Here is a 22,640-nt window from a genome sequence, read left to right on the forward strand (position 1 = left end):
CGCTCAGGCGCGCAGCGACGCCATCCACGCCTCGACGTCCTCGGGACGGCGCGGGAGCGCGGCCGACAGGTTCTCGTTGCCGTCGGCCGTGACGAGCACGTCGTCCTCGATGCGCACGCCGATGCCGCGGTACTCCTCGGGCACGGCCAGGTCGTCCGCCTTGAAGTACAGCCCCGGCTCGATGGTGAAGACCATCCCCGGCTCGAGGATCCCGTCGAGGTAGAGCTCGCGGCGTGCCTGCGCGCAGTCGTGCACGTCGAGCCCGAGGTGGTGCGACGTGCCGTGCACCATCCAGCGGCGGTGCTGCTGGCCCTCGGGGGACAGCGACTCCGCGGCGCTCACCGGGAGCAGGCCCCACTCCTCGAGGCGCGCCGCGATGACCTCCATCGCCGCGGCGTGCACGTCGCGGAACCGCGCGCCCGGCACCGCGACGTCGAACGCGGCGTCGGCGGCGTCGAGCACCGCCTGGTAGACCCGACGCTGCACGTCGGTGAACTCGCCGTCCGCCGGGAGCGTGCGCGTCACGTCGGCGGTGTAGAGCGAGTCGACCTCGACGCCCGCGTCGAGCAGCACGAGCTGGCCCGAGCGCACGACGCCGTCGTTGCGGATCCAGTGCAGCGTCGTGGCGTGCTCGCCCGCCGCGGCGATGGTCTCGTAGCCGACGGCGTTGCCCTCGAGACGCGCGTGGCCGTCGAACGTCGTCTCGATGACGCGTTCGCCGCGGCGGTGGCCGAGCGCGCGCGGCAGGGTGCGCACGACCTCCTCGAAACCGGCGATCGTCGCGTCGACGGCGGAGCGCATCTGCTCGACCTCGTGCGCGTCCTTGACGAGCCGCAGCTCGGACACGGCCTCGACGAGCGCGGCGTCGGTGCGCCGGTACGCCGCCTCAGCGCGCGCGAGCCACTCGGCCTCGGTGCGCTCCTGCTCCTCCTCGGCGGTCTGCTCGGCGGAGTCCTCCAGCCCGGCCTCCGCGCGGATCGCCTCGACGAGCGCCTCGACGGCCTCGTCCGCCCCCGTCACGACGAGCAGGACGGTCCCGTCGGGTCCGACGTCCTTCGCGAGGGCGTCGCGCAGGCCGTCGACGTGGTGCGCCTCGACGCCGGTCAGCGTCGTGACGTCGTCGAGCGACGGGCGCGCACCGACCCAGAACTCGCCGTAGCGGGCGTCGGCGTAGAACTCCTCGGTGTCGCGCGCGGCGAGCGGCCGCACGTAGAGGACCGCGTGGTGCGCGCTCCGTGCGCCGTCCGGGCCCGAGGGGTCCCCGGTCCCCGGCTCCACCGGGTGCAGGACGAGCACCGCGTCCGGCTCCTGGTCCCAACCCGTGCCCGTGAGGTGGGCGAACGCCGAGTGCGGGCGGAACCGGTAGTCGGTGTCGTTCGAGCGGACCTTGAGCGGACCGGCCGGGATCACCAGACGTGCGCCGGGGAAGCGCGCCGAGAGCGCGGCGCGGCGTGCGGCCGCGAACGGCGCGGCGGGCGACGGCTCGACGTCGAGCACGGCGCGAGGCGCCCAGCCGCTCGTGATGAACGCCTTGAACGCGGCGGAGTCGGGGCGCTGCGAGCGGTTGCTCCCGCGCGCCGACACGTCCTGGGTCTCGTCCGGGCTCGCAGCGTCTGCCGCGGCGGGAGCGGTGTTCTCGGTGGGCTCGGGGGTGACGGGGGTGGCGTCGGTCATGCCCCCAGTGTCGCACCGCGGGGTCGGCCGAAGTCGGCGAGGGCGCGGGTGAGCACGCGGTTGAACGCCTCGGGCGCCTCGCTGTTCACGTCGTGGCCGGCGCGGGGCACGACGACGAGCGCGGCGTCCGCGGCCGCCGCGAGGTAGCGCTGCTCGTCGAGACGCAGGTGGTCGCGCGCGCCGTTGACGAGCCAGACGGGCACGTCCACGTCGCGCACGTGGCCGAGCCAGGAGCGCCCGGCGAGCTGGGTCAGCGCGTCGGTGACGACCCCCCAGCCGGGGCCCTGCACGGGAGCGCCGTCGGCCCAGCGCACCGAGGACGACGCCGCGCCGCCACCCGGCACGGACCGGCCGGCGCGGGCCATGGTCGACCACGCGGTCGTCGTCGTGCGGGCCGCCCACCGGGCGCCGCGGCCGACGACGCCTCCGCTCGCGACGACGAGGCGCGCGACGTCCCGGTAGAGGGCGACGGGCTTGCCCTTGGGGTCGGACGTGCAGCCCGCGGCGACGACGCCCGCGAGGTGGGCAGGGCGTCGTGCCGCCCACGCGAGGGACGTGTACCCGCCGAGCGAGAGCCCGACGAGCGCGACGCGACGGCCCGGTCCGAACGAGGCCGCGGCGTCGTCGATCACCTCGAACGAGCGCTCGAGCGAGAAGCGTTCGCGGGCGAGCGCCCCGTGCGCGGGGAGGTCGACCGCGACGGCGTCGTGGCCGAGCGACCGCACGTGCTCGACCTGACCGTCCCAGATCGCTCCCGAGGTGCGCAGGCCGTGGACGAAGACGACCGCGGGCGTGGCGGGCGTCGTTGCTGTGGTGGAGGTCATCGTGGTCGACCCTCGCACCCCTACCTGGGACGGCCGTGGGCAGCCGCCGGGCCCCGCGTGAACATCGTGTGCGGGTCCCGTGCCGCCCGTCACTATCCTGGGGGGCGTGCGCATCGACCTCCACACCCACTCGACGGCGTCCGACGGCACGGACGCGCCGGGGGCGGTCGTCGAGGCGGCGGCCGCGGCCGGGCTCGACGTCGTCGCGCTCACGGACCACGACACGACCGCCGGCTGGGCGCAGGCGACGGACGCGGCGCTGCGCACGGGCGTCGCGCTCGTGCGGGGCGCGGAGATCTCCGCGCGCTCGGGCGGGATCAGCGTCCACGTCCTGTCCTACCTGCACGACCCGGCGCACGCGGCGCTGCTCGACGAGCTGGAGCGCACGCGCGACGCGCGCACGAGCCGCGCCCGCCGCATGGTCGACCTGCTCGGCGAGGACTATCCGATCACGTGGGAGGATGTGCTCGCGCAGACCGCCGAGGGCACGACGATCGGGCGACCGCACATCGCGGACGCGCTCGTCGCGGCCGGGCACGTGACCGACCGCTCCGCGGCGTTCGCGACGATCCTCGCGCCCGGCACGCCGTACTACGTGCCGCACTACGCCCCGAGCGCGGCCGCCGCCGTGCGCGGCGTGCGTGCGGCCGGAGGGGTCCCCGTCTTCGCCCACCCGGGCGCGGACGGCCGGGGCCGGGTCGTGGCGGACGTGGTGATCGAGGAGATGGCCGCGGCAGGGCTCGCCGGGCTCGAGGTGCACCACCGCGACCACGACGAGCGTCAGCGCACCCGGCTCGACGAGATGGCCCGCACCCTGGGCCTGTTCGTCACCGGGTCGAGCGACTACCACGGGGCCGGCAAACCGAACCGGCTCGGGGAGAACACGACAGCACCGACCGTGCTGGAGCAGATCGAGGAGCTGGGACAGCTGGACGTGATCCGATGAGCCGCCGACCGACGAGCCGCCGAGGCCGCCTCCCGGGGCCGGGCCCGGTGGGCGCACGATGAACGAGTGGTTCGACGTCCGGCTCTTCACCGAGGTCTTCGTCACCCTCTTCGTCATCATGGACCCGCCGGGCACCGTCCCGGTGTTCCTCGGCCTGACGAGCGCGATGGGCGCGAAGCAGCGCAACCAGGCGGCACGGACCGCGATCCTCGTGGCGTTCGGCGTCATCGTGGCGTTCGCGGCGTTCGGCCAGCAGATCCTCAGCTACATGCACATCTCGCTCCCCGCGCTGCAGACGGCGGGCGGCCTGCTCCTCCTGCTCGTCGCGATGGAGCTCCTCACGGGCAAGATGGAGGAGCCGCAGCCCTCGGGCAACAAGGGGGTCAACGTCGCGCTCGTGCCGCTCGGCACGCCGCTCCTCGCAGGACCGGGCGCGATCGTCGCGACGATGGTGTTCGTGCAGCGGGCCGGTGAGCGGGGCGGCGGTCTGGCGGAGTGGGTCGCCATCGTGGCGGGCGTCGTCGCGGTGCACGTGTGCCTGTGGCTCTCGATGCGCTTCGCGAACGTCATCAACCGCGTCCTCGGTGACTCGGGGACGATCCTCGTCACGCGCATCGCCGGCCTCCTGCTCGCGGCCATCGCCGTCCAGCTCGTGGCCGACGCCGTGACGCAGTTCGTCCAGACGGCCTGAGCGTGCCGGGTCGGGGACGGGGCCCGAGCGGGGTGCGTCCGCTCGGCGTCGCGGCCGTCGTCGCGATGCTGCTCGCCGCGCTCAACCTGCGCCCCGCGGTGGTCGCGGTCTCGCCGCTGCTCGGCGAGATCCGTGCCGACACGGGGCTGAGCGCCACCGCGGCCGGGATGCTCACGACGCTGCCCGTCCTGTGCTTCGGGCTCCTCGCGCCGGTCGCGCCGGTGCTCGCGCGGCGCTGGGGGCTCGAGCGCGCGCTCTTCGCCGCTCTCGTGGTGCTCGCCGTCGGCTTCGCGGTCCGCCTCGTGCCGACCACGTGGGGGCTGTTCGCCGGCACGCTCGTCGTGGGGAGCGCGATCGGGGTCGGCAACGTGCTGCTGCCCGCGCTCGTCAAGCGCGACTTCGCCGACCGCGTCGGGCTCATGACCGGCCTGTACTCGATGTCGCTGTCCGGCGGTGCGGCGCTCGCCGCCGGTCTCACGCTCCCCGTCGCGAACGCCGCGGGCCTCGACTGGCGCGGCGCGCTCGCGACGTGGGGCGTCCTCGCCGTGCTCGGGGCGCTCGTGTGGGCGCCGCGCGCGCTGCACGCGTCCGTGCCCGCACCGACGGGTTTCCGGGACGGTGGTCGACCGGCGGGGCGCCGCTCGGTCTGGCGGAGCCCGCTCGCGTGGGCCGTGACCGTGGTCATGGGCACGCAGTCCCTGTCGTTCTACGCGACGAACGCGTGGCTGCCCGAGGTGTTCGTGTCGCTCGGCCGCACTCCGGAGGCCGGGGGCTGGCTCCTCGCGCTGTGCAACCTCGTCGGGATCGCCGGCTCGTTCGCGACGCCGGTGCTCGGCGGGCGGATGCGCCGGCAGCGGGGGATCGGCGTGGTGCTCGTCGTGCTCGTGGGCGGGGGTCTGCTGGGGCTCGTCCTCGCGCCGTCGGTGGCCGTGCTGTGGGTCGTGCTCCTCGGGCTGGGCCAGGGCGGGGGCATCAGCCTCGCTCTCATGCTCATGGCCCTGCGCGCCCACGACGCCGCGCACACCTCTGAGCTGTCCGGGATGGCGCAGAGCGCCGGCTACGTGCTCGCGGCGTGCGGCCCGATCGGTGTCGGCCTCGCGCACGACGCGAGCGGGTCCTGGACGCTCCCGCTCCTCCTGCTCGTCGGTGTCGCGGTCGTGCAGGGCATCGCGGTCTGGTTCGCCGGTCGCGACGCGCACGTGCGCTGAGGGCCGACGCGCCGCGGTCCCGTACCCGGAGCGCGACGAGCCCCGACCCGCTGCCCCGGCCGCGAGGTCGGGGAGCGAGCCGGGGCTCGGGCGTCGCGTGCTACTCGGCGGCGGGAGCGCCGCCCTGCTCGGTGCGCTCGACGGGCTGGCCGCCGCGCGTCCGGCGCCGGCTGCGGGACCGACGACGGCGCTCGCCGGCCTCGGTCGACCCGCCCGGGGTCTCGCCCGCCGTCGTCGTGCGCCCGGCGTCCGCGTCCCCGCCCTGGTGCGTGGGCTCGCCACCCTGGCGGCGACCGGCGTCCCCGGCTCGTCCCTGCTCGCGGCCGCCGTCACGCCCGGCCTCGCGTCCACGGTCACGACCGCCGCGGCCGCCCTGCCCGCGCCCGTCGCGCCCCTCGCGGCCGGACCGGTCGCCGCCGCCCTGGCCTGCGCGGGCGGGGCGCGCCGGGGTGTGGCGCTTGCCCGTCTCGCCGAGGTCCTCGAGCACCTCGGCGTCGAGCCCGGCGAGCGTGCGCTGCTCCTTCGGGAGGCGCCCCTTCGTGCCCTCGGGGATCGACAGGTCCGTGTACAGGTGCGGCGACGTCGAGTACGTCTCGACCGGCTCGGGGATGCCGAGGCCGAGCGCCTTGTCGATGAGCCCCCAGCGCGGCAGGTCGTCCCAGTCGACGAACGTCACCGCGGTGCCGGTGTTGCCCGCGCGGCCGGTGCGGCCGGTGCGGTGCAGGTACGTCTTCTCGTCCTCGGGGCACTGGTAGTTGACGACGTGCGTGACGTCCTCGACGTCGATGCCGCGCGCCGCGACGTCGGTCGCGACGAGCACGTCGATCTTGCCGTTGCGGAACGCGCGCAGCGCCTGCTCGCGCGCGCCCTGGCCGAGGTCGCCGTGGATGGCGCCGGAGGCGAAGCCGCGCTCCGCGAGGTCGTCCGCGACCTTGGCCGCGGTGCGCTTGGTGCGCGCGAAGACGATCGTCCGCCCGCGTCCCTGCGCCTGCAGGATGCGCGCGAGGACCTCGACCTTGTCGAGCGCGTGCGCGCGGTAGACGACCTGCGCGATGTTCTTGACGGTCTGGCGGCCGTCGTCGTCCGCCTCGATCGCGCGGATGTGCGTCGGCTGCTTCATGTAGCGGCGGGCCATCGACACGACCGCGCCCGGCATGGTGGCCGAGAAGAGCATGGTGTGGCGCTGCGCGGGGGTCCGGGCGAGGAGCTTCTCGACGTCCGGCAGGAAGCCGAGGTCCAGCATCTCGTCGGCCTCGTCGAGCACGACGGTGTTGGCCCGCGTGAGGTTGAGGTGACCCTGGTTCATGAGGTCGATCATGCGGCCGGGCGTCCCGACCACGACCTCGACGCCGCGCTGCAGCGCCTCGACCTGCGGCTCGTACGCGCGCCCGCCGTAGACCTGCAGGACGCGCACGCTGCGCAGCCGCGACGCCGTCTCGAGGTCCTTGGCGACCTGGACGGCGAGCTCGCGCGTCGGGACGACGACGAGCGCCTGCGGCTTGCCGGGGGAGGGGAGCTCGTCGAAGCCGGGCTCGCCCGGCGCGACGACGCGGTGCAGGAGCGGGACGCCGAAGCCCAGGGTCTTGCCGGTCCCGGTCTTGGCCTGCCCGATGATGTCGTGGCCCGACATCGCGACGGGCAGCGTCATCGCCTGGATGGGGAAGGGGTGGGTGATGCCCGCGTCGGCGAGCGCCGTGACGATCTCCGGGCGGACGCCGAAGTCGGCGAAGGACGTGTTGTCGGACTGCACGCTCGCGGCGACGGTGCGCGCGTCGGCGCTCACGTCGGGCGTGGCGTCCGTGGTGGTCGCGTCTGTGGTGGTCACTGGTGCCTCTGTCTCGTTCCGGCGCGCGCGACCGCTTCGTCGCGGGGCCGTCCAGAACCGGCTCCGCCGCCGGGGGACCCCGGACGTGGTCGTACGCGCCTCGTGGCCGGCAGCCGATCGTGGAATTCGTGGCGCGGGTCCGCGTGAGCGGACCCGTACCGCCGTCGTCGCACGAGGGACGGGCGTCGCCCTTCGTGCCGGCCGGGGCCGGGACGGGCGCGTGAGGTCAGGACGACCGGGCAACCGATGTACCCGCCCATGGTATCGGACGGCCGCTCCGGGGCGCTCCGGCCCCCGGGACCGCCACTATCCTGACGGGATGATCGACGTCGAGCAGCCGACCGGACCGACGACCGGCGCGACCCAGGACGCGCTCGAGCTCCTCGGTCTCGTCGCGTACACCGAGCTCGCGAGCTTCGGCCGGCTCGCCGGCGACGCCGCGCACGCCCCGACCCTGCGACAGCGCCAGGCGCTGTCGCGCATGGCGGCCGAGCTGCTCGACCGGCAGGAGTCCGTGCTCGCGCGCGTCGCGGAGCTCGGGGGCGACCCCGAGACGTGCATGGCGTCGTTCGACGGCCTGTTCGACGACTTCGACGAGCGCACGCGCCCGAGCACGTGGTGGGAGGGCATCCTCAAGGGCTACGTGGGCCAGGGCGTCGCGGACGACTTCTGCCTCCTCGCCGCGGGCGGCCTCGACGACCGCTCGCGCGACGTCGTCGTGGGCTCCCTCACGCAGGGCGCCCGGGCGGACCGCTCCGCGGCCGTCATCGCGGAGGCCGCGACGGCCGACCCGGTCCTCGCCGCCCGGCTCGCGCTCTGGGGCCGCCGCATCGTCGGCGAGGCCCTGGGCGTCGTCGGTGTCGTGCTCGCGCGCCACCCCGCGCTCGACCGGCTCGTCGCGGAGGTGAGCCGCGAGCAGGCGGCGGAGGCCACGCCGTCGGTCGCGTCGACGCAGTCCTGGGTGTTCTCCCGGCTCACCGCCGAGCACACGCGGCGCATGGACCGGCTGGGTCTGGCGGCCTGAGCCGCAGGGCCGGCCCGAGCCGCTGCCGGCCGGGGGCGGGCACAGGACGGCCCGGCCGCCCCCAGGGCGCGACCGGGCCGCTCGCTCGTCCGAGGTGGCGGGTCAGAGCGACCCGAAGCCCACCTTGCGCTGCTCCTCCGTGCCGATCTCGACGTATCCCAGGGACACGGTCGGGACGATGACCCGGCGCCCGCGGGAGTCCGTGAGCTCCAGCGCGGGCGCTCCGCCCAGGGCCTCCGAGACCGCCTTCGCGACGGCCTCCGCGGACAGGTCGGTGTCGACGACGAGCTCACGGGCCAGGTTCTGCACACCGATCGTGACTTCCACGTGTTCTCCTCACAGCGGCCGCGCGCACGCGGCAGGTCGACGGCGGGCCGCCGATGGGTGACCCACCGGCGACAACGCGAACGATAGTAGTCAGATTCCCTCGGGGGTTCCGTCGGGACGCGCACGGCGCAGCATCCCGTGCACGCCGCGCCACACGAGGCGCGGGACGAGGCGCGTGACGTCGTCGGCGCTCGCCGTGCCGTCGGGCCGCACCGCCTCGGTCGCGGCCGCCCGGCCGACCGCCGTGCAGGTCCGTGCGACGACGAGCGCCTCCGGCGGGTCGAGCTCGGTGATGCGGACGAGCACGTCCGCGAAGGCCTGGGAGATGTGCTCGTCCGGTGCGAGCACGCGCGCGCGGACCACCGGGTCGCGCATGACGTCGGACTCGAACAGCAGCGCGGACGAGCGGCCCGCGGTGTGCGCGTAGGCCACGTACGACCGCACGATCCCCTCGATCACGGCGAGCCCGTCGACGGCGAGGGCGTCCGCGTCACCGGGAGAGGTGCCGGGTGCGGCGTCGCGGAACGGGTCGAGCGTGAGGTGCACGGCCCGGACGAGCCGCTCGCCCTGCTCGTCGACGATCGCGAGGTACAGGTCCAGCTTGGACGGGAAGTGCCGGTACAGCACCGGTTTGCCGACGCCCGCGCGGTCGGCGATGTCGTCCATCGAGATGTGGTGGTAGCCGTGGGTCGCGAAGAGCTCCTCGCCGATCGTCAGGAGCTGGGCGCGCCGCTGCGTCCGGGGCATCCGCGTGCGCGCGGCGGGGACGGCCCCGCCCTTGCGTCCCGGACCACGCGTCATGGCCCGAGGATACGGGCGAACCGTGGGCGGTCGACCCGGGGTGACGAGGAGTGGGACGATGGCCGCGTGCCCGACCGTGACGCCTCGACCGACCCCGTGCTCCACGTCGTGGACGACGACGCCACCGGCGGCCGGGCGGGCCGTCCTCGCGGCCGCCGTCCGCGCCCCGTCGTCGCGGTGCTCGCGTGCCTCGGCGTCGGTTTCGGCGGGGGCGTGGCGACGGCGGAGGTCTGGGACCTGCCCGGCGGGCCGGCCGGTACGCCGACGACGGTCGTGGTGAGCGAAGCCGTCGTGGCCGACGGCGCGGGTCGTGCGCCGGAGCGCGCCCCGGGCGCCGTCAGCCGGTCGGACGAGGCCCGGTCCCTGCTCGCCGCACCCGCCGCGCCCGGCGCGCCGGCACCGACGGTGCCGCCGCCCGGGACCCTCGCCCCGCTCGCGCCACCGAGCCCCGCCCCGACGCCGCCGGTCCGCGTGCCCGCCGCCCCGGAGGTCCCGCCGGTGCCGTCGCCGGCGCCTGCCGCGCCGGTGGTTCGCGTGCCCGAGCCCGGCTCAGGCCTGACGGGCACGGAGGTCGTCCCCGACCTCGGGGGGACGCTGGTCGTCGTCCCGGGCGAGGCGCCGGCGCCAGGTCCGGGCACGGTCCGCTCCGTGCGGGTCGAGGCCGAGCTCGGTCTCCCGCTGGACGGCGACGTGCTCGCCGAGGCGGTCCTGGCGACGCTCAACGACCCCCGCGGCTGGGGCGCGACCGACGGCGTGACCTTCTCCCGGACCGCCGCCGACGACGCGTCGATCCGGGTCGTGCTCGCGAGCCCGGCCACCACGGACCGGTTGTGCGCGCCCCTGCAGACCGAGGGCCGGTACTCGTGCGGGAACTCGGTGACGGGCGTCGCGGTGCTCAACTTCGAGCGCTGGGTCCAGGGCGCACCCGACTTCGGCGACGACGTCGCGACCTACCGCCAGTACCTCGTCAACCACGAGGTCGGGCACGTGCTCGGCCACGGGCACGAGCCGTGCCCCGCGCCGGGCGCCGTCGCCCCGGTCATGGTGCAGCAGTCCATCTCGGCCGAGGGCTGCGTGCCGAACGGCTGGCCCGCGCCGTAGCGCGGGCGCGCGGCGCGGCGGCGGGGTCCCGGCACGGGTGCCCGGCGCAGGTGTCGGTGGCTCGTGATGGGATCGCGTCGTGCTCCGGACCAGCGCGCAGCCCCGCCGACCCCGCCTCGTCGCGCCCGACGTCGACCTCGAGGGCGCTCGCGCAGCCCTCGACGACTCGCAGCGCGCGGCGGTCGCGGCCGCGTCGGGACCGGGTGCGACGCTCGTCGTGGGCGCGCCGGGAACGGGCAAGACGCTCGTCGCCCAGGAGGTCGTGCTCGCCGCGCTCGAGCAGGGCGTCGCGCCCGAGCGGGTGCTGCTCCTCGCGGCGTCCCGCCGCGCCGCGGCGTCGGTGCGGGACCGCCTGTCCGAGCGGGCGCGGCGCACGGTCGGCGCGCCGATGGTCCGCACGGCGGCGTCGGCGGCGTTCGCGGTCCTGCGGGAGCGCGCGGCCGCGCTCGGCGATCCGCCGCCCACGCTGGTCTCCGGACCGGAGCAGGACCTCGTGCTCGCGGAGCTCCTCGAGGGCCACGTCGCCGGGGAGGGCGCCCCGCTCGAGCTGCCGGACGGCCTGCCGGAGGAGGTCCTCGGTCTGCGGGGCCTGCGCCAGGAGCTGCGCGACCTGCTGATGCGCGCGGCCGAGCGCGGACTGACGCCCGCGGACCTGCGCGAGCTCGGGCGGAGGCACGAGCGCCCCGAGTGGATCCTGGGCGCGCAGCTCTACGCCGAGTACCTCGACGTCACGGCGCTGCGCGGCGGGACGCCCGACGTCGGTGCACGGCTCGACCCGGCCGTCGTCGTGGACGAGGCGGCCGAGGCGCTGCGCGCGTGGGACGACGAGGTGCCCGACGCGCCCCGCCCGGGCTGGGACCTCGTCGTCGTCGACGACTACCAGGAGGCCACGGTCGCGACCGCACGCCTCCTCCACGTGCTGCACGACGACGGCGCGCGTCTCGTGCTGCTCGCCGACCCGGACTCCGCGGTGCAGGGCTTCCGCGGCGCGAGCCCCGGTCTCGTCGGGCGCGCGTCGGCCCCGCTGCGCAGCGGGGCGGGGAGGCGGGGCGAGCTCGGCGCGCGCGTCGCCGTCCTCGGCACGGCGTGGCGGCAGCCGGAGGCGCTGCGCGCCGTGACGCGTCGCGTCACGGCCCAGGTCGGGACGCTCTCCGGGGCGGTGCACCGCGGTGCCGCGCCGCGGCCCGAGGCGGACGGGGGGCCGTCCGTCGAGGTCGCGGTCCTGTCGGGTGCCGCGCAGGAGGCGGCCTACGTCGCGCGCGAGCTGCGCGCCGAGCACCTGCTCCACGGGACGCCGTGGGGCCGCATGGCGGTCGTGGCGCGTACCGGCGGGCGGCTCGCCGCGCTGCGTCGGGAGCTCGTCGCCGCCTCCGTCCCGGTCACGCTGCTCGGCTCGGACGTGCCGCTGCGCGACGAGCCGGCGGTCGCCCCGCTGCTCGCCGCGGTGCGCGCGTGCGTCGCCCCGGCGGACGACGCGGCGCCGACGCTCGACCCGGCGACGGCGTCGCTCCTGCTCACGTCGCCGATCGGCAGCCTGGACGTCGTCTCGTTGCGTCGTCTGCGCCGCGCCCTGCGCGCCGAGGAGCTCGCCGGGGGAGGGGGACGGACGTCCGACGCCCTCCTCGTCGAGGTCCTCGAGGACCCTGCCCGCGCGGCGACCCTCCCTCCGACCGTCCGCCGTGGTCCGGTCGCCGTCGCGCGTGCTCTCGCCGCGGGACGTGCCGCCGCGGGCGAGCCCGGTGCGAGCGCGCAGACCGTGCTGTGGTCCGTGTGGGCGGCGACGGGGCTCGCGGAGCGCTGGCGCTCCGCGGCCCTCGACGGCGGTCCGGCCGGGGCCCGCGCGGACCGGGACCTCGACGCCGTGCTCGCGCTCTTCCGCGCGGCGGAGACGTTCGTCGACCGCATGCCCGGCGCGCCCGTCGCCGCGTTCGTCGAGTACCTGGCGTCGCAGGACCTCCCCGCGGACTCCCTCGCGGCGCGGGCCAGCGGCACCGACTCCGTCGCCGCGCTGACCCCGGCAGGCGCGGCGGGCGGCGAGTGGGACGTCGTCGTGGTCGCAGGGGTGCAGGACGGGGTGTGGCCCGACCTGCGGCTGCGGGACTCGCTGCTCGGTTCGCAGGCGCTGGTGGAGCTGCTCGCGGGACGGTCCGACGACGCGCGCGGTGTCGGTCCGCAGGCACGCGCGCAGGTGCTCGCCGACGAGCTGCGGGCGTTCGTCGTCGCGACGTCGCGCGCGTCGCGCCGCCTCGTCGTCACCGCGGTCGAGGACAGCGAGGACGCGCCGTCGGTCTTCTGCGACCTCGTCGTGCCGCCGACCGAGCCCACCGACGGGCCCGGGGACGACGACCGGGACCGCGGTCCCGAGGATCCCGCGCCGGGCGGCCCCGCGCCGGACGGACCCGGGCCGGACCGTCCCGCCGCCGGGACGCGTCGTCGCGTGCAGGTGGGTGCGCCGCTCGACCTCCGAGGCGTGGTCGCGGCCGCCCGAGCCGTCCTCGTCGCGGACGCGGCGGCGTCGGACCCCGGTCCCGGCTCCGGTGGCGAGAGCGTCCCTGCCCGCCCCGACGCGGAGGCGGCGGCGACGCTGCTGGCCGACCTCGTCGCGGTCGGCGTGCCCGAGGCGCGGCCCGAGACCTGGTACGGCGTGGCGGGCGTGTCGAGCACCGCGCCCCTGCGCGCCGACGACGAGACGGTCACCGTGTCCCCCTCGAAGGTCGAGACGGTGACGACGTGCGCGCTGCGCTGGTCCCTGGAGGCGGCCGGCGGGACGGCGCCCGACGCGGCGCACCAGAACCTCGGCACGCTCGTCCACTCGATCGCGGAGACGGCGCCGTCGGGCTCGCTCGCCGACCTGCGGGCCGAGCTCGACCGGCGCTGGCCCGAGCTCGCGCTCCCGGAGGGGTGGCCGTCGAGGCAGCTCCGGCGCCGCGCGGACCGCATGGTCGTCAAGCTCGCGGCGTACCTCGCCGAGGCGGGCGAGCCGCTGCTCGTCGAGCCGACGTTCGACGTGACGGTGGGCCGGGCGCACCTGCGCGGCACGATCGACCGGGTCGAGGACGCGGGCGAGGGCAAGGTCCGCGTCGTCGACCTCAAGACGGGTCGCCGCACCGCGACGAAGGCCGAGGGCGCGGAGCACCCCCAGCTCGGTGCCTACCAGCTGGCGGTCGAGGCGGGGGCGCTCGACCTCCCGGACGGTACGTGCAGCGCCGGTGCGCAGCTCGTCTACGTCGGCAGCACGCACGTGGGACCGGCGGTCGTCGCGCAGCCGGCGCTCGACCCCGAGCCCGACGGGTCGAGCTGGGCGCGCGACCTCGTCGAGGACGCGGCCGACGCGATGGCGTCCGCGACGTTCACGGCCCGGCAGAACGGGCTGTGCGAGATGTGCCCGGTCCGCCGGTCGTGCCCGGTGCAGCCCGAGGGCAGGAAGGTGGTTGCATGAGCAGCGAGTTGTTCGACCTCCCGGAGGAGGCGCGGCCCCACGTCCGGCTCGTCGGCGGGACGACCGGCGCGGACGCGCACGGCGGGAGCGTCGCGCCGAGCACGCCCGTACCCGCGATCTCGGCGACCGAGATCGCCGACCTCCTGGGACGGCCACGACCGACGCCCGAGCAGGTCGAGGTCATCGAGGCGCCGCTCGAGCCGGGGCTCGTGGTCGCGGGCGCCGGCTCGGGCAAGACCGAGACCATGGCGGCCCGTGTCGTGTGGCTCATCGCCAACGACCTCGTCGCGCCCGACGCCGTGCTCGGCCTCACCTTCACGCGCAAGGCCGCGGGCGAGCTCGCCGAGCGCGTCCAGACGCGCCTCGCCCAGCTCGCGCGCGCACGCGGCGGAACGACGTCGGCCCTCACGCTGCTCGACCGGCCGACCGTCGCGACGTACAACGCCTACGCGGCGTCCCTCGTCGCCGACCACGGCCTGCGCGTGGGCGTCGAGCCCGGGGCGCGCCTCCTCGGCGAGGCGCAGCAGTGGCAGCTCGCGTCGGAGGTCGTCGAGAGCTGGGACGAGGACCTCGGCACCGACCGCGCCGTGAGCACCGTCGTCGCGGCCGTGCTCGGGCTCTCCGGCGCGCTCGGCGAGCACCTGCTCGAACCGCTCGACGCGCGCGACCGTCTCGTGGAGATCGTCGAGACGCTCGACGCGCTGCCGCTCGGTCCGCGGCAGAAGGCACGCACGAAAGAGGTCGTCAAGCTCGTCGGGGACGTCGCCGAGCGCGTGAGGCTCCTCGACGTCGTCGCCGAGTACCGGCGCCGCAAACGAGCCACCGACTCGCTCGACTTCGGCGACCAGGTGGCGCTGGCCGCTCGGCTCGCGCGCGAGGCGCCGGTCGTCGGCACGACGGAGCGCTCGCGGTACCGCGTTGTCCTGCTCGACGAGTACCAGGACACGTCGCACGCGCAGGTCGAGCTCCTTGCGGGCCTGTTCGGTGGCGGCCACGCGGTGACCGCGGTCGGGGACCCGCACCAGTCGATCTACGGCTGGCGCGGCGCGAGCGCGGGCGGTCTGGCCCGCTTCCCCGACCGGTTCCGCCATGCCGACGGCGGACGCTCGGCCGTGCGCTTCCTCTCGACGTCGTGGCGCAACGACGCTGCGGTGCTCGACGCCGCGAACGTCATCTCGGCGCCGCTGCGCACCGGGGGCGCGGGCGGCTCGGACGCCGGGGTGACGGTGCCGCCGTTGTCGCTGCGGCCCGGGGCGGGCACCGGTGCGGTGAGCGCGCACGTCGCCGCGACGGCGGAGGAGGAGGCCGCCGCCGTCGCCGAGTTCGTCGCCACGCGGTGGCGCCCCGCGGGCGCGTCGGGAGGTCGGGTGACCGCCGCGGTGCTGTGCCGCAAGCGCAGCCAGTTCGCGGCGGTGGAGGTCGCGCTGCGCCGTCGGGGTCTGCCCGTCGAGGTCGTGGGTCTCGGCGGCCTCCTGACGACCCCGGAGGTCGTGGACGTCGTGACGCTCCTCGAGGCGGTCCACGACCCCTCGCGCGGTGACGCCCTCGTCCGCCTCCTCACCGGTCCGCGGGTCAACCTCGGCGCGGCCGACCTGCACGCGCTGGGCTCGCGCGCGGCCGACCTCGCCCGGCAGGACGGCGGTCCCGCACGTCGGGCGCGCGCGGGTCTCGCGGACGGGCGGGTGCGGGGCGAGGGGGCCGAGGACGTCGACGACGTGCCCGCGCCGGCCGTGGTCGAGGGCGACGTCGTCGACCACCGGTCGATCGTCGACGCGCTCGACGACCTTCCCGCCCCCGGCCGCGCCGCGGGCGACGGCCGGGTGCTCGGGGACGCCGCGCACGCCCGGCTCGCCGCGCTCGCCACGACGCTGCGCTCCCTGCGCTCCTTGACCTACCTCTCGCTGCCCGAGCTCGTCGTCGAGGCGGAGCGAGCGCTCGGCCTCGACGTCGAGGCGTCGACGACGGCGGCGCTGCTCGCCACCCGACGGCTCACCGATCCCGACGCCGTGAGCGACCGGGCGCGCGAGCACCTGGACGCGTTCCGCGACGTCGCGGCGACCTTCGCGCAGACGGCCGACGTCGCGACCCTCGGTGCGTTCCTCGCGTGGCTCGGTGTGGCGGCGTCGCGCGAGAACGGTCTCGACCTGCCGGTGCGCGAGCCCGACCCGGACGCCGTGCAGGTCATCACGGCGCACGCCGCCAAGGGCCTCGAGTGGGACGTCGTCGCCGTGCCGGGACTCGTCGACGGGGTCTTCCCGACCGTCGCGCAGTCGGCGTCGGGCACGCGCGCGGACAGCGGTTGGCTCACGGACGTGGCACAGCTCCCGTACCCGCTGCGCGGCGACGCTGCCGACCTCCCGCAGTTCCGCTACGACCTCGCGACCGACACCAAGGACCTGGTCGCCCGCCGCGACGAGTTCCGCGCGGCGTCCGGCGAGCACCAGCTCGCCGAGGAGCGCCGCCTGGCCTACGTCGCGCTCACCCGCGCTCGGCGAGAGCTCTTCCTCTCGGCGTCCTGGTGGCAGGCGGGTTCGACGCCCCGCGTGCTGTCGCCGTTCCTCCTGGAGCTCGTCGAGGCGGGTGTCGTCGCGGCGGACGGATGGTCGGCAGCGCCCGAGCCGGGTGCGACGAACCCGCTCGAGGGCGTCGAGGTCACCGCGACGTGGCCGGCGTCCGACGACGCCGCGCCGGGCTCGGCCCGTGCCGTCCTGCGGGCGACCGCCGAGCGGGTCGAGGAGGCGTCGCGACGCCGCGCCCGTGCAGAGGGCGCTGCGGGCGGCGACTCGTCACCGGCCGGAGCCGTCGGGCACGCCGGCGCCGGAGCGAGCTCGCCCGGCGCGCTGACGGCCGCGGACGGCGTGCTCGTCGACGCCGACGGACGCGACCTGGTCGGCCTCGCGCGCGTCCTGCTCGCCGAGCGCGGCGACCGCGCCGGGCACGACGTCCCGCTGCCCGCGCACGTCTCGGCGTCGGCCCTCGTCCGGCTCGCGAGCGACCGCGACGAGTTCGCCCTGCACCTGCGGCGACCCGTGCCGAGCGAGCCGACGGTCCACGCGCGGCGCGGCACGCAGTTCCACCTCTGGGCCGAGCGGTACTTCACGAGCGCCTCCCTGCTCGACGTCGAGGACCTGCCCGGCGCGGACGACACCGACCTGGACCCGGACCAGGACCTCGAGTCCCTCCAGCGCACGTTCCTCGCGTCGTCGTGGGCGGCTCGCACGCCGATCGCGGTCGAGGTCGACGTCGAGACCCCCGTCGGCTCGACCGTCCTGCGCTCGCGCATCGACGCGGTCTTCCCGGAGCTGCCGGAGCTCGCCGGGGGAGCGACGGACGCCGTCGTCGTCGTCGACTGGAAGACCGGGCGCGCGCCGAGCGACCCGCAGGCGCGTCGCCACCGCGAGGTCCAGCTCGCGGTGTACCGGCTCGCGTGGTCGCGCTGGTCCGGTCTCCCGCTCGAGAAGGTGAACGCGGCGTTCTACCACGTGGGGTCCGACGAGACCGTGCGCCCCGAGCGGCTGCTCGACGAGGCGCAGATCGAGGCGCTCCTGCGGGGGTGAGCCCGCCGCCGGGTCAGTGCGCAGCGTCCTCGCGCGTCGCGTCCTCGAGGTCGGCGAGCATGTCGAGCGCGTCCGCGACGACGTCGTCGAGCCCGTGCCGGACGCCGTGCAGGAGCCAGCGGGCGAGCGCGAGCTCGCCCACGAGCAGCGCCCGGTCCGCGAGGTGCTTGTCCGTCAGCTCCGTGCGACGTAGCTGGTACGCCTCCATGATCGAGTCGATCGCCTCCGGCGGGGCCGAGACGAGCAGCCACGCCAGGTCGTCGGCGGGGTCGGCCACACGCGCGTCCGACCACCCGGTGACCGCGGACACCCGGCCGCGCGCCACGAGCACCTGGTCGGGCCCGAGGTCCCCGTGCACGACGACGGGCTGGAAGCGCCACAGCGACACGTCCTCGAGAGCGGACTCCCAGCGACGCAGGAGCGCCGGCGGGACCTGACCCGTCGCGGCGGCCTCGTCGAGCTCGGCCATGCGGCGCTGGCGGTACTCCTCGGCGTCGTACGCCGGGAGCCCGGCGTCGTCGACGATCGCGCGCGGCAGCTCGTGGACCGACGCGACGACCCTCCCCAGGTCGGCCGCGAGGCCCGGTCCCGGGCGCAGCGACTCGACGTCGAGGGGCGCACCCTCCACCGCGGGGTGGACGACGGCGCGACCGCCCTCCGGCAGGACGGCGGTCCCGCTGATGCGCGGCACCGTGAACGACAGCACGCCCGAGGTGACGTAGTGCCGGAGCGAGGCGAGGAGCTCGGACTCGGCCTCGAGCGCCGCCCCCGCCTGGAGGCTGCGCGGTGCGCGCACCGTCCACCGGGCGCCCTCCGCGTCGGTGACGACCGCCGTGTCGTAGTCGCCGGGGTCGGCGACGGCCCGGGCGGAGCGCGCGTCGAGGCCCGGGACGGCCGCCGTCGCGAGGGCGGCGAGGGTCAGCGGTGAACGAGGCACCCGCCCACGGTAGTCGCTCGCCGCGCGCACGGACCGGCACCCACGCCGACCGCTCGGGCGACGCTCGGCGCAGCGTACGGTCGGGGAGTGAGCACCGAGCACCCGCCGTACCGCCCCCTGCCCCAGCCGCTCGACGCGGCCCCCGTCGACCGCGCGGCCCACCGGCGCACCGAGGACGGCCTCGTCGGACGACTCGTGACCGAGCCCGCGACGCGCGTGCTCCTGGTCCACCGCGGACGGCTCGCGACCGCGGTCGACGGCTCGCTCGCGCTGCTCCCGGGCAGCGCGGTCGACGGCGCCCCCACGACCGGCGGCAGCGAACGGCCGCGCTGGCTCTTCCTCGGGGAGGGCTGCCCGGCGCGCGACGCTGCGGGGGAGGGAGAAGGATCACCGGACGTGCCGACGTCGTACCTCGCGCTCGTCCTGCCCGACGACGCCGACGCCGAGGAGGTCGACATCGAGGGCGTCGACCCCGCCGAGGCGCTCGCCGTGCTGGCCCGCACGCACACCTGGTCCGGGCTGCGCGAGCTCTCGACCCGGCTCGACGCGACGCAGGCCGCGCTCGCGACGGAGGCTGTCGCGCTCGCCGCCTGGCACGCCGCCCACGAGCGGTGCCCCCGCTGCGGCGAGCCCACGACCCTCGAGAACGCCGGGTGGACGCGACGCTGCGTCGCGCAGGGGATCGAGCTCTACCCGCGCACCGACCCGGCCGTGATCATGGCGGTGGTCCACGGAGGCGACACCGGGCCCGACGACGAGCCAGCCGACACCGCAGGGCGAGACGGGGGCGAGCGGCTGCTCCTCGGGCACGCTGCGCACTGGCCCGAGCGTCGGTTCTCCACGCTCGCCGGCTACGTCGAGCCCGGGGAGTCGCTCGAGAACGCGGTCCGCCGCGAGGTCCGGGAGGAAGCGGGCGTCGAGATCGGCGAGGTGACCTACCGCGGGAGCCAGCCGTGGCCGCACCCCGCGTCACTCATGCTCGGGTTCTTCGCATCGGCCACCACGACCGCGCTGCAGGTCGACGGCGTCGAGCTCACCGACGCCCGCTGGTTCACGCGGGCGGAGCTCGAGCGCGACGTGCGCTCGGGCGAGGTGCTCCTGCCCGGACGTGCCTCGATCGCGCGGGCGCTCATCGAGGACTGGTTCGGGGCGGAGCTTCCCGGCGCCTGAGTTCGGGGCGGTGTCGCGGTGTGGGGGTCCGCGCGCGGGCCTCCGCGGGCGGGCCTTCGCGGGCGGGGCCGCGGGTCTACCATCCGGCCGCTCGTGCCTCGCGGCCTCCCGCCAGACCCGCCACGACCCGCGACCCCGCCCGCTCCGGCCCGCCCGCTCGTCCGTCGGCTCACCACCTGCGCGAGGTAGAGCCGTGGTTGCGCGAGGTAGAGCCGTGGTCGCGCGAGAACCCCGGGGGCGGCGGCTCGAGGCGGGTCAGGCGGCGAGGCGCTGCTTGACCTCGGCGAGGGACGGGTTCGTGGCCGCGGTGCCGTCCGGGAAGACGACGGTGGGCACCGTGCGGTTGCCGTCGTTGACCTGCTCGACGTAGGTGGCGGTCTCGGGGTGCTCCTCGATGTTCACCTCGGTGTACCCGATGCCCTCGGACTCGAGCTGCGTCTTGAGCCGGCGGCAGTACCCGCACCAGCTCGTCGAGTACATGACGATCGTGCCGGCGTCGGGCGTGGTCGGGGCGGTGGGCATCGGAGGGTCTCCTCGGGTCGGCGTGCAGGACGGCGCCCCGGCAGCGGTCGCGACCAGGGCACCTCGGGTGAACGTCCGGTCGAGGCGCCGTTGTTCCCGAGGGTGACCGGTGCCGTCGTGGTCCGAGGCCGTGGGCCTCCGGGTGCCCCTGGCACGGGCAGACGGAGCATGGTCCACAGGCGGGTCGCGGCGGGTGTCCCGTGTGGGCGCGGGCTGCGAGAATCGCGGTGATGTCCACGCCACCGTTCCCTGCCGCCGCCTCCGCCCGACCCGTGCTCCGCTCGGCGGACGCGATCCTCGAGGCGCTCGACCCGGACCAGCGGGAGGTCGCGCTCGCGCTGAGCGGGCCGGTGTGCGTGCTGGCAGGGGCGGGCACGGGCAAGACGCGCGCGATCACGCACCGCATCGCGTACGGCGTGCGCACCGGGGTGTACACACCGACGTCGGTGCTCGCCGTGACGTTCACGGCGCGCGCCGCGGGGGAGATGCGCACCCGCCTGCGCGAGCTCGGCGCGACCGGCGTCCAGGCGCGCACGTTCCACGCCGCCGCGCTGCGCCAGCTCGGGTACTTCTGGCCGAAGGTCGTCGGGGGCGCGCCGCCACGCATCCTCGAGCACAAGGCCCCGGTGATCGCGGAGGCAGCCCGCCGCCTCGGCGTCGGGGTGGACAGGGTTGCCGTGCGAGACCTGTCGTCGGAGGTCGAGTGGGCCAAGGTGTCGCTCGTGACGGCCGACGACTACGTCCGGGCGAGCGAGGCGATCGACCGTGACCCGCCCGCGGGCTACGACCACCAGACGGTGGCCCGGCTCATCACCGCGTACGAGGACGTCAAGACGGAGCGCTCCGTCATCGACTTCGAGGACGTGCTCCTCATGCTCGGCGACATGCTCGCCACGCAGGGCCGCGTCGCCGACGAGGTGCGGCGTCAGTACCGCCACTTCGTCGTCGACGAGTACCAGGACGTCTCACCCCTGCAGCAGTTCGTCCTCGACCAGTGGCTCGGCGGGCGCGACGAGCTGTGCGTCGTCGGCGACCCGTCGCAGACGATCTACTCCTTCACCGGCGCGACGCCGCACCACCTGCTCACGTTCTCGCGCACGCACCCGGGGGCGCAGGTCATCCGCCTCGTGCGCGACTACCGCTCCACGCCCCAGGTCGTGCACCTCGCCAACCAGCTCCTCGCGCGCGCCGGCCGGGCGGGCGGCGCGCACCAGGCGCTCGAGCTCGTCGCGCAGCGGCCGGCGGGCCCCCCGGTGTCGTACACGGCGTACGACGACGACGAGAGCGAGGCCAAGGGTATCGCCGAACGTGTCGGGCGCCTGCTCGCCGCGGGCACCCGGGCGAGCGAGGTGGCCGTCCTGTACCGGACCAACGCCCAGTCGGAGGCGTTCGAGGCCGCGCTCGCGGACGCGGGCATCGGCTACCTCGTCCGCGGTGGCGAGCGGTTCTTCCAGCGCAAGGAGGTCCGGGACGCGATCGTGCTGCTGCGCGGGGCGGCGCGCTCCGCCGACCCCGACGTCGCGATGCCCGAGGCCGTCCGCGACGTCCTCGGGTCGGCCGGGTGGGCGTCGCAGCCGCCCGCCGCGCGCGGGGCGGCGCGGGAGCGGTGGGAGTCGATGCAGGCGATCGTCGCCCTCGCCGACGACGTCGCCGCGCTGGCCGCCGCGTCCGACGCCCCGGCGCCGACGGTCGCGACCTTCGTCGCCGAGCTCGACGAGCGGGCCTCCGCGCAGCACGCCCCGACCGTCGAGGGTGTGACGCTCGCGTCCCTGCACGCCGCCAAGGGACTCGAGTGGGACGCGGTCTTCCTCGCCGGGATGAGCGAGGGGCTCATGCCCATCTCGCTGGCGGAGACCGACGAGGCGGTCGCGGAGGAGCGGCGGCTCCTGTACGTGGGCATCACCCGTGCGCGCGAGCACCTCGAGGTGTCGTTCGCCCGCTCCCGCAACCCGGGCGGGCGTGCGACGCGTCGGCGCACCCGGTTCCTCGACGGCCTGTGGCCCGACGACCCTGCCGCGCCACGCGGGCGGCGCTCGCGGTCCGGCCAGGCGCGCGTCCAGCTCACCGGCGAGTACGACCGCGAGCTGTTCGACCGGCTGCGCGAGTGGCGCCTGCAGGTCGCGCAGGAGACGGACAAGCCAGCGTTCACCGTCCTCGTCGACACCACGCTGGCCGCGATCGCGGAGACGCGACCGAGCACGGTGCCCGAGCTCGCGCGCATCAACGGTCTCGGGCCGGCGAAGATCGAGCGCTACGGGGCCACGCTGCTCGAGATCGTCGCGCGCGCCGGAGCCTGACCCGACGTCCGGGTGGACGCTCCGCCCACCTCCGGGTGCGGGCGCTCGGTGGGGTCGAAAAACTCGCCCGAAGAAATCTCGGAAATAAGTTGTGCCTCCTTCGTCAGGCGGCATATGGTCGTCAAGTCCTGATGGAGCGGGCTGCGCCGAGAGGCGTGTCCCCGAGTGGAGAAAGGTGGTGGGAGCTGAGATGAAGTACCAGATCGCGACGACGATCCTGCTGGATTCCGCGGCCGATTGCGCGGCTACGCCAGGAGGACTCCGTCCGCGTGCGCGCACGCACGGCGGCACCTTCGT

At 76.1% G+C, this 22,640-nt stretch carries 16 protein-coding genes; 9 read left to right on the top strand and 7 right to left on the bottom strand.

Annotated features, from left to right (window positions below):
- Window positions 1-3: 3 nt before the first annotated feature.
- Both V5D56_RS10155 and V5D56_RS10160 read right to left on the bottom strand, forming a co-directional pair.
- A complete protein-coding gene (locus V5D56_RS10155) occupies window positions 4-1,674 on the bottom strand; it encodes an aminopeptidase P family protein (RefSeq protein ID WP_435738886.1) in 1,671 nt (556 codons plus the stop codon).
- Complete coding sequence (locus V5D56_RS10160) at window positions 1,671-2,498, bottom strand: alpha/beta fold hydrolase (RefSeq protein WP_435738887.1); 828 nt, start codon at window positions 2,496-2,498, stop codon at window positions 1,671-1,673. The genes V5D56_RS10155 and V5D56_RS10160 overlap by 4 nt, the downstream gene beginning before the upstream one ends.
- Before the next feature lie 106 nt (window positions 2,499-2,604).
- Here V5D56_RS10160 and V5D56_RS10165 point away from each other — a divergent pair, with 106 nt between their 5' ends.
- Genes V5D56_RS10165 through V5D56_RS10175 form a run of 3 tightly spaced genes read left to right on the top strand, consistent with a single transcriptional unit; the run spans window position 2,605 to window position 5,343 of the window.
- On the top strand, window positions 2,605-3,444 hold the full coding sequence (locus V5D56_RS10165; RefSeq protein WP_435738888.1) for a PHP domain-containing protein: 840 nt from the start codon (window positions 2,605-2,607) through the stop codon (window positions 3,442-3,444).
- 58 nt (window positions 3,445-3,502) lie between these two features.
- On the top strand, window positions 3,503-4,135 hold the full coding sequence (locus V5D56_RS10170; protein WP_435738889.1) for a MarC family protein: 633 nt from the start codon (window positions 3,503-3,505) through the stop codon (window positions 4,133-4,135).
- Window positions 4,136-4,167: 32 nt separating this feature from the next.
- Window positions 4,168-5,343: a CynX/NimT family MFS transporter gene (locus V5D56_RS10175; protein WP_435738890.1), complete on the top strand. Its 1,176-nt coding sequence runs from the start codon at window positions 4,168-4,170 to the stop codon at window positions 5,341-5,343.
- A gap of 100 nt (window positions 5,344-5,443) precedes the next feature.
- Here the strand turns inward: V5D56_RS10175 and V5D56_RS10180 are convergent, their stop codons facing one another.
- On the bottom strand, window positions 5,444-7,168 hold the full coding sequence (locus V5D56_RS10180) for a DEAD/DEAH box helicase (RefSeq protein ID WP_435738891.1): 1,725 nt from the start codon (window positions 7,166-7,168) through the stop codon (window positions 5,444-5,446).
- A 319-nt stretch (window positions 7,169-7,487) separates the two neighbouring features.
- On the opposite strand from V5D56_RS10180, the gene V5D56_RS10185 reads away from it, so the two are divergent.
- A complete protein-coding gene (locus tag V5D56_RS10185; protein ID WP_435738892.1) occupies window positions 7,488-8,192 on the top strand; it encodes a ferritin-like fold-containing protein in 705 nt (234 codons plus the stop codon).
- A gap of 102 nt (window positions 8,193-8,294) precedes the next feature.
- Here the strand turns inward: V5D56_RS10185 and V5D56_RS10190 are convergent, their stop codons facing one another.
- Both V5D56_RS10190 and V5D56_RS10195 read right to left on the bottom strand, forming a co-directional pair.
- Complete coding sequence (locus V5D56_RS10190; protein ID WP_435738893.1) at window positions 8,295-8,519, bottom strand: DUF3107 domain-containing protein; 225 nt, start codon at window positions 8,517-8,519, stop codon at window positions 8,295-8,297.
- Window positions 8,520-8,609: 90 nt separating this feature from the next.
- Complete coding sequence (locus V5D56_RS10195) at window positions 8,610-9,320, bottom strand: TetR/AcrR family transcriptional regulator (protein ID WP_435738894.1); 711 nt, start codon at window positions 9,318-9,320, stop codon at window positions 8,610-8,612.
- 66 nt (window positions 9,321-9,386) lie between these two features.
- On the opposite strand from V5D56_RS10195, the gene V5D56_RS10200 reads away from it, so the two are divergent.
- From V5D56_RS10200 to V5D56_RS10210, 3 genes are all read left to right on the top strand, one after another.
- The gene (locus V5D56_RS10200; RefSeq protein WP_435738895.1) at window positions 9,387-10,421 is read left to right on the top strand and encodes a DUF3152 domain-containing protein; all 1,035 of its coding nucleotides are present in this window, start codon (window positions 9,387-9,389) and stop codon (window positions 10,419-10,421) included.
- A 79-nt stretch (window positions 10,422-10,500) separates the two neighbouring features.
- A complete protein-coding gene (locus V5D56_RS10205) occupies window positions 10,501-13,860 on the top strand; it encodes an ATP-dependent helicase (RefSeq protein ID WP_435738896.1) in 3,360 nt (1,119 codons plus the stop codon).
- Complete coding sequence (locus tag V5D56_RS10210) at window positions 13,857-17,417, top strand: UvrD-helicase domain-containing protein (protein WP_435738897.1); 3,561 nt, start codon at window positions 13,857-13,859, stop codon at window positions 17,415-17,417. Before V5D56_RS10205 ends, V5D56_RS10210 begins: the two co-directional genes overlap by 4 nt.
- 13 nt (window positions 17,418-17,430) lie before the next feature.
- Here the strand turns inward: V5D56_RS10210 and V5D56_RS10215 are convergent, their stop codons facing one another.
- Complete coding sequence (locus tag V5D56_RS10215; protein ID WP_435738898.1) at window positions 17,431-18,354, bottom strand: macrolide 2'-phosphotransferase; 924 nt, start codon at window positions 18,352-18,354, stop codon at window positions 17,431-17,433.
- Between the two features lie 87 nt (window positions 18,355-18,441).
- Between V5D56_RS10215 and V5D56_RS10220 the strand changes: the two genes are divergently transcribed.
- The gene (locus V5D56_RS10220) at window positions 18,442-19,524 is read left to right on the top strand and encodes an NAD(+) diphosphatase (protein WP_435738899.1); all 1,083 of its coding nucleotides are present in this window, start codon (window positions 18,442-18,444) and stop codon (window positions 19,522-19,524) included.
- 255 nt (window positions 19,525-19,779) lie between these two features.
- Here the strand turns inward: V5D56_RS10220 and V5D56_RS10225 are convergent, their stop codons facing one another.
- Window positions 19,780-20,046, bottom strand: a complete 267-nt coding sequence (locus tag V5D56_RS10225; RefSeq protein ID WP_435738900.1) for a mycoredoxin — start codon at window positions 20,044-20,046, stop codon at window positions 19,780-19,782.
- A gap of 230 nt (window positions 20,047-20,276) precedes the next feature.
- Here V5D56_RS10225 and V5D56_RS10230 point away from each other — a divergent pair, with 230 nt between their 5' ends.
- Complete coding sequence (locus V5D56_RS10230) at window positions 20,277-22,343, top strand: ATP-dependent helicase (protein WP_435738901.1); 2,067 nt, start codon at window positions 20,277-20,279, stop codon at window positions 22,341-22,343.
- The last annotated feature ends 297 nt before the right edge of the window (window positions 22,344-22,640 follow it).

The sequence above is a fragment of the Cellulosimicrobium sp. PMB13 genome (genome assembly GCF_051294865.1).
In the GTDB taxonomy this organism is placed as follows: Bacteria; Actinomycetota; Actinomycetes; order Actinomycetales; family Cellulomonadaceae; genus Cellulosimicrobium.